The organism is Pseudokineococcus marinus (genome assembly GCF_013004605.1).
Taxonomy (GTDB): Bacteria; Actinomycetota; Actinomycetes; order Actinomycetales; family Quadrisphaeraceae; genus Pseudokineococcus; species Pseudokineococcus marinus.
In genome coordinates this window covers 1-12886 of record NZ_JABEMA010000064.1, presented here as the reverse complement: position 1 = coordinate 12886, position 12886 = coordinate 1, and the positions used below count along the sequence as shown (strand labels likewise).

Annotated in this window: 10 protein-coding genes and 1 tRNA gene; 5 read left to right on the top strand and 6 right to left on the bottom strand. The window is 75.9% G+C overall.

The window, feature by feature from the left end; genetic code table 11:
- The first annotated feature begins 219 nt into the window (after positions 1-219).
- Positions 220-1290, top strand: coding sequence for an ArsA-related P-loop ATPase (locus tag HLB09_RS17760; RefSeq protein ID WP_212770653.1), 1071 nt, complete (start codon positions 220-222; stop codon positions 1288-1290).
- On the top strand, positions 1287-2528 hold the full coding sequence (locus tag HLB09_RS17755; protein WP_212770652.1) for an ArsA family ATPase: 1242 nt from the start codon (positions 1287-1289) through the stop codon (positions 2526-2528). The genes HLB09_RS17760 and HLB09_RS17755 overlap by 4 nt, the downstream gene beginning before the upstream one ends.
- Before the next feature lie 28 nt (positions 2529-2556).
- Here HLB09_RS17755 and HLB09_RS19240 read toward each other — a convergent pair whose 3' ends face one another.
- Positions 2557-2919 (bottom strand): WhiB family transcriptional regulator, encoded by a 363-nt coding sequence (locus tag HLB09_RS19240; protein ID WP_281359270.1) that lies wholly within the window; start codon positions 2917-2919, stop codon positions 2557-2559.
- A gap of 304 nt (positions 2920-3223) precedes the next feature.
- Here HLB09_RS19240 and HLB09_RS06435 point away from each other — a divergent pair, with 304 nt between their 5' ends.
- A complete protein-coding gene (locus HLB09_RS06435) occupies positions 3224-5554 on the top strand; it encodes a transglycosylase domain-containing protein (RefSeq protein ID WP_171202572.1) in 2331 nt (776 codons plus the stop codon).
- Positions 5555-5638: 84 nt separating this feature from the next.
- Here HLB09_RS06435 and HLB09_RS06430 read toward each other — a convergent pair whose 3' ends face one another.
- A complete protein-coding gene (locus HLB09_RS06430) occupies positions 5639-6142 on the bottom strand; it encodes a GatB/YqeY domain-containing protein (RefSeq protein ID WP_171202571.1) in 504 nt (167 codons plus the stop codon).
- A gap of 27 nt (positions 6143-6169) precedes the next feature.
- On the opposite strand from HLB09_RS06430, the gene HLB09_RS06425 reads away from it, so the two are divergent.
- The gene (locus tag HLB09_RS06425) at positions 6170-7183 is read left to right on the top strand and encodes a metallophosphoesterase (protein ID WP_322790046.1); all 1014 of its coding nucleotides are present in this window, start codon (positions 6170-6172) and stop codon (positions 7181-7183) included.
- Positions 7184-7254: 71 nt separating this feature from the next.
- Here the strand turns inward: HLB09_RS06425 and HLB09_RS06420 are convergent.
- The 3 genes from HLB09_RS06420 to HLB09_RS06410 form a co-directional block, all read right to left on the bottom strand.
- A tRNA-Pro gene (locus HLB09_RS06420) sits at positions 7255-7331 on the bottom strand.
- A 69-nt stretch (positions 7332-7400) separates the two neighbouring features.
- Positions 7401-8513 carry an aspartate-semialdehyde dehydrogenase gene (locus HLB09_RS06415; protein ID WP_171202570.1) on the bottom strand — a complete coding sequence of 371 codons (1113 nt, stop codon included), beginning with the start codon at positions 8511-8513 and terminating at the stop codon, positions 7401-7403.
- The gene (locus tag HLB09_RS06410; RefSeq protein ID WP_171202569.1) at positions 8510-9775 is read right to left on the bottom strand and encodes an aspartate kinase; all 1266 of its coding nucleotides are present in this window, start codon (positions 9773-9775) and stop codon (positions 8510-8512) included. The genes HLB09_RS06415 and HLB09_RS06410 overlap by 4 nt, the downstream gene beginning before the upstream one ends.
- A gap of 107 nt (positions 9776-9882) precedes the next feature.
- Between HLB09_RS06410 and HLB09_RS06405 the strand changes: the two genes are divergently transcribed.
- On the top strand, positions 9883-12000 hold the full coding sequence (locus HLB09_RS06405) for a methyl-accepting chemotaxis protein (RefSeq protein WP_171202568.1): 2118 nt from the start codon (positions 9883-9885) through the stop codon (positions 11998-12000).
- Between the two features lie 87 nt (positions 12001-12087).
- On the opposite strand, the gene recR is transcribed toward HLB09_RS06405, so the two are convergent.
- Positions 12088-12687 carry a recombination mediator RecR gene (gene recR, locus HLB09_RS06400; protein WP_171202567.1) on the bottom strand — a complete coding sequence of 200 codons (600 nt, stop codon included), beginning with the start codon at positions 12685-12687 and terminating at the stop codon, positions 12088-12090.
- Positions 12688-12886: the final 199 nt, after the last annotated feature.

The window sequence follows — 12886 nt, the reverse complement described above, 5'->3', positions numbered from 1 at the left end:
CCGGCGGCGGACGACGTCCCCGGCGCGGGCGCGAGGAGCGCGGCGCCAGGGCGGCGGCACCGTAACCCGTCTGACCGGTCGGTCCGGTTGGTCGCAGGTGTCCCGTCGGTGGCGGGGAGGTGACCGTGCGCCCCCCGCGCCGGCGGCCGAGCGGGCGGTCGGGCGGGCGGTCGGGCGGGCGGTCTGCGGCGGCGGGACGGCGTGCGTAGGTTGACGGCCATGCCGTCCGCGCCCGACGCCGTCCCCGACCCCGGCGACCGGCGAGACGACGGGCGCGAGGACTCGCCCCTGCTGTTCCCCGGCACCCGGCTGCACGTCGTCACCGGCAAGGGCGGCACGGGCAAGACGACGACGGCCGCCGCGCTGGCGCTGGCGCTCTCCCGGGGCGGCCGACGGGTGCTCCTGTGCGAGGTCGAGGACCGCCAGGGCGTCGCGCGCCTGTTCGGGCTGCCGCCGCTGCCCTACGAGGAGCGCACGATCGCGGCCACCCCGGGGGGCGGCGAGGTCGTGGCGCTGGCGATCGAGCCGCGGGCGGCGCTGCTCGAGTACCTCGACCTCTTCTACAAGCTGGGCCGGGCCGGGCGGGCGCTGGACCGGGTGGGCGCCATCGACTTCGCCACCACGGTCGCCCCCGGCGTCCGCGACGTCCTGCTCACCGGCAAGGTCTACGAGGCGGTGCGCCGCCGCGGGCGCGGGAGGGGCGCCGAGCGCGAGCACACCTACGACGCCGTGGTCCTCGACGCGCCGCCGACGGGGCGGATCGGCCGCTTCCTCAACGTCAACTCGGAGGTGTCCGGCATCGCGCGCGTGGGGCCGGTGGCGACGCAGGCCGAGTCGGTCATGCGGGTGATGCGCTCGGCGGCGACCCGGGTGCACCTCGTCACGCTGCTCGAGGAGATGCCCGTGCAGGAGACCGTGGACGGCGTCGCCGAGCTCGAGGCGGCGCGGCTGCCCGTCGGCGCCGTCGTCGTCGACCAGGTGCGCTCGGACACCCTGCCGCTGGAGCTCCTCGACGACGCCCTCGCCGGCCGCGTGCCGGCCTCGGCGGTGCGCGACGGGCTCGTGGAGGCGCGCGTGGTGCGCCGCGACGCGTCAGGGGCCGGCGTCGTCGAGGGGCTGCTCGCCGAGGCGGCCGAGCACGACGAGCGCCTGGCGCTGCAGGACCGCGAGCAGGAGGCCCTCGTCGCCACCGGGCGACCGCTCGTCGAGCTGCCGCTGCTGCCCGGCGGCGTGGACGCCCGCGGGCTGGAGGTCCTCGCGGACCGCCTCGTCGAGCAGGGGCTGGCGTGAGCGCCGCTCCCGGGCGCGCGCCGTCGGGGCCCGCCGGCCCGGTGCTCGACGTCGACGCGCTCCTCGACGACCGCTCGACCTCGGTGCTCGTGTGCTGCGGGAGCGGCGGGGTCGGCAAGACGACCACGGCGGCCGCGCTGTCGGTCCGCGCCGCCGAGCGCGGGCGCCGGGTCGTCGTGCTGACGATCGACCCGGCACGGCGGCTCGCGCAGTCGCTCGGCCTGGCGGAGCTCGACAACACGCCCCGGCGCGTGGAGGACGTCGGCGCGGCGGCGGGCGGCAGCCTCGACGCGATGATGCTCGACATGAAGCGGACCTTCGACGACGTCGTCGAGGCCCACGCCAGCCCCGAGCGCGCCCGCGCCATCTTCGACAACCCCTTCTACGAGGCCATGTCGTCGTCCTTCTCGGGCACGAGCGAGTACATGGCCATGGAGAAGCTCGGCCAGCTGCGCGCCCGCGCGAGCGTCCCCGGCGGCGACGGCAGCGAGCCGTGGGACCTCGTCGTCGTCGACACGCCGCCGAGCCGGTCGGCGCTGGACTTCCTCGACGCCCCGCGCCGCCTGTCGAGCTTCCTCGACGGGCGCTTCATCCGCCTGCTGCTGGCGCCGGCGCGCGCGGGCGGGCGGGCCTACGTGCGGGTGCTGTCGGGGGCGGTGAGCTCGGTGACCGGGGCCCTGTCGCGGATCCTGGGTGCCCAGTTCCTCGACGACCTGCAGTCCTTCGTCACGGGGCTCGACGCCGTCTTCGGCGGCTTCCGCGACCGCGCCGAGCGCACCTACGCGATGCTCGCGGGCCCGGGGACAGCCTTCCTCGTGGTCGCGACGCCCGACGAGGACGCCCTCCGGGAGGCCGCCTACTTCGTCGAGCGGCTCGGCGCCGACGGCATGCCCCTGGCCGGGCTGGTGCTCAACCGCGTGCAGACGACGGCGCTCCCCCGGTTGTCCGCCGAGCGCTCCTGGGCCGCGGTCGTGCACCTCGAGGGGCGCACGGCCGACGACGAGGAGGACGGCACGGCCCCCGAGGCGCTCTCGCGCGGCGAGCACGCCCTCGCCGCGGGGCTGCTGCGCCTGCACGCGGCGCGGATGTTCCGGCTGGAGCGCGAGCAGGAGCTCGCGGCGCGCTTCGGCCGCGAGCACCCGGGTGTGGCCGTGGCGCAGGTGCCGGCGCGACCCCGCGACGTGCACGACCTCGAGGGCCTGCGCGCCGTCGGCGACGACCTCGGCGGCGCCGCGTGAGAGGCCGCCTGAGCGGTCTCCGCGCCGGCTAGCCGCGGACGACGGACAGCCGCGGCGCCGGGACGCCAGCGGCCGCGCGGTGCTCGTCGCGGGCGGCGAGCAGGACCTGGGTCCACGAGGTGACGTCGGGGCGGCGGCGCAGCAGGGCGCGGCGCTCGCGCTCGGTCATCCCGCCCCAGACGCCGAACTCGGTGCGGCTGTCGAGGGCGTCGGCGAGGCACTCGGTGCGCACGGGGCAGGAGCGGCAGACGAGCTTGGCGACGTTCTGCTCGGCGCCGCGCACGAAGAGGGCGTCCGGGTCGCCGCCGCGGCAGGCGCCCTCGTCCATCCAGCTGCGATCCACGGACGTCGTGCCGGTCACGGCCTGCGCCGCGCTCGTCATGGCGGTCATCGCCACACCCCTCCCCCGGTGCCGCGGCGTCCCCGGCCCGCTGCTGGGCGGGCGCCGCACCGCGACCGTAGGCGCGGCGCGGGGCGCCGCGACAGGGCACCGGGGGACCACCTGGGGACCAGATCTGCACCGTCGCCCACGGGTCGCGGGCTAGTCAGGACGGACTAGTCACCGCACGGCGCCTGGGTTCTCACTGCCCCCGTCTCGCCCGTACGGGCGACGGCGCGGGCACGGCAGGGGGTCGGCGCACGACGCGGGAGCGCCGCTGCCCGGGCCCGTGCGGCGGCCACGTACCCTCGGTGGTATGGCAGGACGACCGAGCAGCCCGCCCGGGGCCGACGCGCCCCGGGAGACCCCCGACGCGCGCCCTCCCCGCCGCACCCGCTCCGCCCGCGCCACCGCGGCCGGGTCCGCCGGCTCGGTCGGGACCGGTCTGGCCACGCTCGTCGGCGGCGGCGTCGTCGCGGGCCTGCTCGTCGCCGGGCTCGCCGTCCCCGTCGTCGCCACCGCGGGCGCCGGCGCGGACGCCGCCGTGGACATGTTCGAGGACCTGCCCACCGAGCTCGACCCGTCGGCGATGCCGGTCCGCTCGACGATCCGCTACGGCGACGGCTCGGTCATGGCGATGTTCTACTCCGAGAACCGCGTCGTCGTGCCGCTCGACGCCATGGCCCCCGTCATGCGCGACGCCGTCGTCGCCATCGAGGACTCGCGCTTCTACGAGCACGGCGGCGCCGACCCGCAGGGCATCGCGCGCGCCTTCGTCAACAACGTGACCGGCGGCGGCACGCAGGGCGCCTCCACGCTGACCCAGCAGTGGATCAAGAACGTCCTGCTGCAGCAGGCCCGCGAGGTGGGTGACGAGGAGGCCGTCGCCGCGCTGACGTCGGCCAACGAGGCGCGCAAGGTCCGCGAGATCCGCCTCGCCATCGCCGCGGAGGAGAACTACTCGAAGGACGAGATCCTCGAGAACTACCTCAACATCGCGCTCTTCGGCTCGAACACCTACGGCGTCGAGGCGGCGTCGCAGTACTACTTCGGCCACCCCGCCTCCGAGCTGTCGCTCGAGGACGCCGCCCTGCTCGCCGGGATGATCCAGAACCCCTCGCTGTACGAGCCGACGCGCAACCCCGAGGGGGCGCAGAACCGCCGCGACGTCGTCCTGGCGCGCATGCTCGAGCTGGGCAAGATCGACCAGGCGCAGCACGACGCGGCCGTCGCCGTGCCGATCGACGCCCAGCTCGTCATCACCCCGCCGCCGCTGGGCTGCGCGAACGCCGCCGGGTCGGCGTACTTCTGCGACTACGCCGTCAAGACCGTCCTCGCGGACCCGGCCTTCGGCGAGACGCGCGACGACCGCATCGCGACGCTCTACCGCAGCGGCATCGACGTCACGACGACGCTCGACATCCCCAAGCAGTACGAGGCCGAGCAGGCCGTGCAGGACACCGTCCCCGCCGACGACCCCTCCGAGGTCGGGGCCTCGATCGTGTCGGTCGAGCCCGGCACCGGGCGCGTGCTCGCGATGGCGCAGAACCGCCGCTACGTCACGACGGAGACGAGCAGCCCCGCCGAGACGAACATCAACTACAACACCAACTACGAGATGGGCGGCAGCAGCGGCTTCCAGCCCGGCTCGAACTGGAAGCCCTTCACCCTCGCCACCTGGCTGAAGGACGACCACACCCTCCGAGAGGTGGTGCCCGCCGCACGGGAGGAGACGGTCATCCCGCTCTCCCGCTTCACCAGCTGCGAGGGCCGCCTCGTCGGGGCCCCCTGGGACGTGAAGAACAGCGAGGGCTCCGGCACGGGCCGGATGTCGGTGATCCAGGCGACCTACGACTCCGTCAACACGGCCTACGCGTCGATGGCCGAGGAGCTCGACCTCTGCGCCATCCGCGACACGGCGGAGAGCATGGGCGCCCGCCCGGCCAACCTGGAGACGCTGCCGCGGCTGCAGACGAACCCGGCCAACGTGCTCGGCTCCAACGAGGTGGCGCCCATCACGCTCGCGGCCGCCTACGCGACCTTCGCCAGCAGCGGCACCTACTGCCCGCCGCGCCCGCTCGAGACCGTCTTGGACCGCGACGGCCAGCCCCTGCCCTTCACGGTCGGCTCGTGCACGCAGCCGCTGGCCAGCGCGGACCACTCCAGCGCCGACATCGCCAACACCGTGACCTACGCCCTCGAGAACGTCTTCACCGAGGGCACCGCCTCCCGCGTCGGGCGCCCCGACGGGCGTCCGGCCGCGGGCAAGACGGGGACGACCGACGGCACCGTGCAGACGTGGTTCAGCGGGTACACCCCCCAGCTGGCGACCACGGCGTGGGTCGGGCAGCCCGTGACGACCCAGGTCGACGGCCGGCCCAACTCGCTGAGCCGGGAGGACATCGACGGCAACGGCCGCCGCAGCGTCTACGGCTCGACGTACGCGGCGCCGATGTGGCGCGACTACATGGAGGGAGCGCTCGCCGGGGCGCCCGTCCTCGACTTCCCGCCGCCGGCCTGGGACCTCGTCGGCAGCGCGCGGTCGACGAGCTCTTCCTCCTCCAGCAGCTCCTCGTCGTCCTCCTCCTCCGACGACGACGGCAGTGACGACGACGGCAGTGACGACGACAGCGGCGACGACGACTGAGGCGTCGCCCGCAGCGCCGAGGGCGCCCCACCCGCACGGGTGGGGCGCCCTCGCTGCGTCAGGGGGCGTGCCCCGGGGTGGCGCTCAGCCCTGTTGCAGCTGCCTGCGCACCTCGGCGGCGACCCGGCCGCCCTCGGCCAGCTGGCCGACGCGGGGCCGCACGGCGCCCATGACGGAGCCCATGGCCCCCATGCCGGTGCGGCCGGCGGCGGCCGCCGCGGCGACCTCCTCGGCGACGAGGGCGCTGAGCGCCTCGTCGCCAAGCTGCGCCGGCAGGTACTCGGCGATGACGGCCTCCTCGGCCGCCTCCCGCTGGGCGCGCTCGGCCCGGCCGGCGTCGGCGAAGGCGGTGGCGGACTCGCGCCGCTTCTTGGCCTCCGAGCGCAGGACGGCGAGCACCTCGTCGTCGGACAGCTCGCGGGCGCTCGTCCCGGAGACCTCGGCGGTGCGCAGGGCCGTGAGGACCGAGCGGAGCGTCGTCGTCCGCAGCTCGTCACGGGCCCGCATCGACGTCGTCAGGTCCTCGCGGAGCCGGGCGGCCGTGCCCCCGCCGTCGGCGCCGTGGGTGCCCTCGCTGGGTGCGCTCATGGTGGTGATCACAGCACACTGGCCCGCGTGACGTCCTCCTCGATGCCCTCCGCCCGCGCTCGGCCCCGTTCCGGTGCGGCGGCCGCCGCGCGAGGAGCGGCGCTGGCGCTGGCCGGGGTGACGGGCGCGGGCCTGGCCGCCCTGGCGTGGGGCGCCGGGTACGAGGTGCGCGCGCCGCGCCTGCGGCGCGTCGAGGTGCCCGTCCTGCCGCCGGGGGCCCGCCCGCTGCGGGTGCTGCACCTGTCCGACCTGCACATGACGCCGGACCAGCGCGTCGTCCCCCGCTGGGTGGCGGGGCTCGCCGACCTCGAGCCCGACCTCGTCGTCGACACCGGCGACAACCTGGCGGCGCTCGACGCGGTGCCGGCGGTCCTGCGCTCCCTCGACCGCCTCCTCGACCGGCCGGGCGTCTTCGTCCTCGGCAGCAACGACCGGTACGTGCCGGGGCGCGTGAACCCGCTCGGCTACCTCGGCGGCCCCTCCCGGCTCGCCCCGCGCCGGCAGCCCCTGCCCACGGAGGACCTCGTGCGGGGCCTCGTCGACCGCGGCTGGGTCGACCTCGACGACGCGCGGACGACCCTCGAGCTGGGCGGCCTGCGCGTCGACCTCGTCGGCGTCGACGACGCCCACATCGGCCTCGACCACTACGACGCCGTCCGCGCGCCCGCCGACCCCTCCGCCGACGTCTCGCTCGGCGTGATGCACGCCCCCTACCGGCGCGTGCTCGACCCCATGGCGCGCGACGGCCTCGACCTGCTGCTCGCCGGCCACACGCACGGCGGGCAGGTCTGCGTCCCCCTCCTCGGGGCGCTGGTGACGAACTGCGACCTCCCCCGCCGCTGCGCGAGCGGCCTGCACCGCTGGCGCGCCGGGCACGGGCCGGTCGCCCCCCCGGCTCCTGAGGGCGCCAGGGCGGACGAGCGGGCGGACGAGACCTGGCTGCACGTCTCCGCGGGCCTCGGCACCTCGCCGTACGCGCGCGTCCGCTTCGCCTGCCCGCCGGAGGCCACGCTCCTGCGGCTGGTGCCGCGCGCCGGCTGAGGCCGGCGCAGCACCGGCCCGGCCCGGGGACGACGACGGCCGGCCTCCCTGGTGGGAGACCGGCCGTCTGGTGGTCGGGGTGACAGGATTTGAACCTGCGACCTCCTCGTCCCGAACGAGGCGCGCTACCAAGCTGCGCCACACCCCGGTGGAGCGGGGCAAGCCTAGCCGAGGCCGGGGGGTGCCCCGCACACCCGGTGGCGGGGCGTCCGCGACGTCAGGCGGCGGACAGCTCCGCGGCCACGAGCTCGGCGATCTGGGCCGTGTTGAGCGCCGCGCCCTTGCGCAGGTTGTCGCCGCAGACGAAGAGGTCGATGGCGTTCGGGAAGTCCAGCGACTGGCGCAGGCGCCCCACGAACGTCGGGTCGGCGCCCACGACGTCGGCCGGCGTCGGGAAGTCGCCCTGCTCGGGGTCGTCGACGACGACGACGCTCGGCGCCTCGACGAGGGCCTGGCGGGCGTCCTCGACCGTCAGCGGCCGCTGGAAGACGGCGTGCACGGCGAGGGAGTGCGTCGTCACGACGGGCACCCGCACGCACGTGGCCGAGACCTTGAGGTCGGCGATGCCGAGGATCTTGCGGGACTCGTTGCGGACCTTGAGCTCCTCGCTCGACCAGCCGCCGTCCTTGGGCGAGCCCGCCCACGGCACGACGTTGAGGGCGAGCGGCGCGGGGAACGGCGACGGCACCGAGCCGAGCTTCTCCTCCAGCGCCCCGCGGACGTCGCCCGAGCGCTGCCCGAGCGTCCGGTCGCCGCCGACGACGGCGAGCTCGTCGTAGAGCCGGTCCACGCCGGGCTGCCCCGCCCCGGAGGCCGCCTGGTAGGAGGCGACGACGAGCTCGGTGAGGCCCCACCCGTGGTGGAGGGCGCCGAGCGCGTCCATCATCGTCAGCGTCGTGCAGTTGGGGTTGCTGATGATCCCGCGGGGGCGGTTGCGCACCTGCGCGGGGTTCACCTCGGGCACGACGAGCGGGACGTCGGGGTCCATGCGGAAGGCGCCCGAGTTGTCGACGACGACGGCGCCGCGCTCGACGGCCACCGGTGCCCACTGCGCGGAGACCTCGTCGGGCACGTCGAACATGGCGACGTCCACGCCGTCGAAGACCTCGGCGGTGAGCTCCTGCACGACGACGTCCTCGCCGCGGACCCGCAGCACCGTGCCCGCGGAGCGGGCCGACGCGACGAGGCGGATCTCGCCCCAGACGTCCTGGCGCTGGGACAGGATCCCGAGCATCACGGTGCCGACGGCGCCCGTGGCGCCCACGACGGCGAGGGTCGGGCGCCGCCCGCTGGTGCCTCCCGCGCGCGTGCTCTCCGTGCTCTGGCTCATCGGCCGGTCCCTCCGTAGACGACGGCCTCGCCGTCGCTGCTGTCCAGGTCGAAGGCCGTGTGCAGCGCGCGGACCGCCGTGTCGAGGTCGTCGGCGCGCGTCACGACCGAGATGCGGATCTCCGAGGTGGAGATCATCTCCATGTTGATGCCGGCGCTGCTCAGCGCGCGGAAGAACTGCGCCGAGACGCCCGGGTTGCTGCGCATGCCCGCCCCGACGAGCGACAGCTTGCCGATCTGGTCGTCGTACTGCAGGGAGGAGAAGCCGACGCGCTCCTGGATGGCCGTGAGGCGCTGGACGGCGCGGGCGCCGTCGTCCTTCGGCAGGGTGAAGGACACGTCGGTCCGCCCCGTCGTCGCGGCGACGTTCTGGACGATCATGTCGATGTTGACGCCCTCGGCGGCCACGGCCTCGAAGATCTCGGCGGCCTTGCCCGGGTTGTCGGGCACCCCCACCACCGTGATCTTCGCCTCGCTGCGGTCGTGCGCGACGCCCGAGATGATCGCCTGCTCCACGGGGAGGTCCTCCATCGATCCGGTGACGGTGGTGCCGGTCTTGCTCGAGAAGCTGGAGCGCACGTGGATCGGCACGCCGGAGCGGCGGCCGTACTCCACGCAGCGCAGCATGAGGACCTTGGCCCCGCACGCGGCGAGCTCGAGCATCTCCTCGTACGTGACGGTGTCGAGCTTGCGGGCGCTGGGGACGATCCGCGGGTCGGCGGTGAAGACGCCGTCGACGTCGGTGTAGATCTCGCAGACGTCGGCCTCGAGCGCCGCGGCGAGCGCGACGGCCGTGGTGTCCGAGCCGCCGCGGCCCAGCGTCGTGATGTCCTTCGAGGTCTGGCTGACGCCCTGGAAGCCCGCGACGATGGCGACGTGGCCGTCGTCGAGGGCGTCGCGGATGCGGCCCGGCGTCACGTCGATGATGCGCGCGCGGCCGTGCACGGAGTCGGTGATGACGCCGGCCTGGCTGCCGGTGAAGGAGCGCGCCTCGAGGCCCAGGTTGGCGATGGCCATGGCCAGCAGCGCCATCGAGATCCGCTCGCCCGAGGTGAGCAGCATGTCGAGCTCGCGGGCCGGCGGGAGCGGCGAGACCTGGCGGGCCAGGTCGAGCAGCTCGTCGGTGGAGTCGCCCATGGCCGAGACGACGACGCAGACGTCGTCCCCGCGGCGGCGGGTCTCGGCGATGCGGCGCGCCACCCGCTTGACGCCCTCGGCGTCCGCGACGGAGCTGCCGCCGTACTTCTGCACCACGAGCGCCACGGGGCCGGAGTCTAGGGGGGCGCCCGCGGCCGCCCCGGGACCGTCCAGCCCCCGGGCGCCCGGGTGAGGCCCCTCAAGAGCCCGCCGCCCCCGCCGACAAGAAGGGCATGTCGTCGCTGCGCGCCCGGACCGGGGGCATCCGCGCCCGGGTGACCCTCCTGCTCGTCGGCGGCGTCGGCGCCGCCTCGCTCGTCGTCGGCGGCGTGGGGGCGCTCGCCGCCGAGCGCACCGGCGCGGCCGTCCGCGACGAGGTGGACGCCCTCACCGGCCAGCAGCTCGACCGGGTCACGGACGGCGTCGTCGACGTCGTCTCCACCCAGGGCGACGCCGTCTACCAGAAGGTCTCGAGCGACCTCGAGGTGGCGCGAGACGTCCTCACGCGGGCCGGCGGGCTGCGCACCGGCGGCGGCACCACCACGTGGGAGGCCGTCGACCAGGTGACGAAGGAGGCGACGACGGTGCGCCTGCCCTCGGCGCTGGCCGGCACCACGCCGCTCGGGCAGAACGCCGACCCCGCCGTCCCGACGCCGGTGGTCGACGAGGTCGTGCGCCTCGTCGGCGGCAGCACCACGCTGTTCCAGCGGATGCCCGACGGCAGCATGCTGCGGGTGGCGACGACCGTGGAGACCACGGAGGGCCGGCGCGCCATCGGCACCTACATCCCCGCCCTCGGCGCCGACGGCGCCCCCAACCCCGTCGTCGCCGCGGTCGAGGCGGGCGAGACCTACCGCGGCACCGCCTTCGTCGTGAACGCCTACTACGCCACCGCCTACGAGCCGCTCCTCGACGAGCGCGGCGAGCTCGTCGGCATGCTCTACGTCGGCGTCCAGCAGGAGACCGTGCCCGCGCTGCGCGAGTCCCTGCTCAGCACCCGCCCCGGCGAGAACGGCCACGTCGAGGTCCTCGCCGGGACGGGCGAGCGCGCCGGCACCCTCCTCGTGAGCGACCGCGAGGGCGCGACGAGCGCCGCCGACGTCCTCGACGCCGACGGGCGCCCCTACCTCGTGGACGCCCTGGCCACCGCCACCGCGCTCGGCCCCGACGAGACGGCGACCCTCACCTACCGCGACGCCGCCACCGGCGACCACACCGTGCGGCTCGCCTACTACGAGCCGTGGGACTGGGTCATCGCCGTCGACGCGCAGGACGGCGACTTCGCCGGCGCGGCGATGCGCGTGGGCGACGGGACCCGCGCGCTCATGCTGACGATCGCCCTCGCCGGGCTCCTCGTCCTCCTGGCCGCCGCCGCCGTCGCCGGCGTCGTGGGCGCCCGCATGACCCGGCCCCTGGAGCACCTGCGCCGCAGCATGGACGACCTCGCGTCCGGCACGGGCGACCTCTCGGCCCGGCTCGACGAGGACGCGCCCGGCGAGGCGGGCGCCCTGGCGCGCGCCTTCAACGCCTTCGCCGCCCGCGTGGGCGCGACGGTGGACGGCGTCGTCCGCGTCTCGGGCCGCCTGCAGGGCACCTCCCGCCAGGTCGCCTCCATCGCCGACGAGCTCGGGAGGACCTCGCACGCGGCGAGCGAGCAGGCGCAGAGCGCCGGCGGGTCCGCGGGCAGCATCAGCAGCGACGTCGCCGAGCTGGCCTCGGGCGGCCGCGAGATGTCCGAGGCCGTCCTGGAGATCTCCCGCAACGCGGGCGAGGCCGCCGGCATGGCCGAGGACGCCGTCCGCTCCCTCGACGAGGCCATGGCGCGGGCGCAGCAGCTCGCGACCTCGAGCACCCGCATCGAGGAGATCGTCGCCGTCATCTCCGCCGTCGCCGAGCAGACCAAGCTCCTGGCCCTCAACGCCACCATCGAGGCCGCGCGCGCCGGGGAGGCCGGCAAGGGCTTCGCCGTCGTCGCCGGCGAGGTCAAGGAGCTGGCCCGCGAGGCCGCCGAGGCGTCCGAGGACATCGGCCGCCGCGTCGCCGACATCCGCCACGACACGGGCGACGTCACCGCGGAGATGTCGCGCCTCGCCGGCGTCGTCGCCGGGATCAGCTCGCACCAGACGGGCATCGCCGGCGCCGTCGAGCAGCAGACGGCCACGACCGGCGGGATGCAGCAGCGCCTCACCGGCACCGCGCAGGCCGCGGCCGACATCGCGGAGCGGCTGCGCGAGGTCTCGCGCGCCGCCACCGCGACCGACGAGCGCGCCGCCCAGGCGCGGCAGGCGGCCGGCGACCTCGGCGCGCTGACCGACGAGCTCGGCGCCCTCGTGGGCAGCTTCCGCCGCTGAGACCGGGCGTCGTCCGGGGCTGGGCGTCCGCGGGTTGGGCGTCCGGGGGTTGGGCGTCCGGGGCTGGGCGTCCGGGGGCTGGGCGCCTCAGACGTCGAGGAGCCGGCGCCCCTCGAAGGCCCGGCCGAGCGTGACCTCGTCGGCGTACTCGAGGTCGCCGCCCACGGGCAGACCGGAGGCCAGGCGTGTGATGCGCAGGCCCATGGGCTTGCACAGCCGGGCGAGGTAGGTGGCCGTGGCCTCGCCCTCGAGGTTGGGGTCCGTCGCGAGGATGAGCTCGGTGATCTCGCCGGACGCCAGGCGCGTCATGAGCTCGCGGACGCGCAGGTCGTCGGGACCGACGCCCTCGATGGGGCTGATGGCGCCGCCGAGGACGTGGTAGCGGCCGCGGAACTCCCGGGTCCGCTCGATGGCGACGACGTCCTTCGGCTCCTCGACGACGCAGACGACCGTGCCGTCCCGGCGGTCGTCGCGGCAGATGCGGCAGCGCTCGGCCTCGGCGACGTTGCCGCACACCTCGCAGAAGCGGACGCGGCGCTTGACCTCGGTGAGGGCGGTCGCGAGGCGCTGCACGTCCTCGGCGTCGGACGCGAGGAGGTGGAAGGCGATGCGCTGGGCGCTCTTGGGGCCGACGCCGGGCAGCCGCCCGAGCTCCTCGACCAGGTCCTGCACCGCTCCCTCGTACACGCCGCGAGCCTACGCCGCGCCGCGGACGGCGCCGCCGCGCTCAGCGCCCGGTCTCCTCGATGACGCGCCCGCCGAGCAGCTGCTCGACGAGGCGCGCCCCCACGAGGCCCTCGTCCTCGGCGTCGGCGTCGTCCCGGCTGGGCAGGTCCTCCGGGTCGGGCGCCGCGTCCGCGCCGGCCCGGTCCGCGGCCGGCGCCTC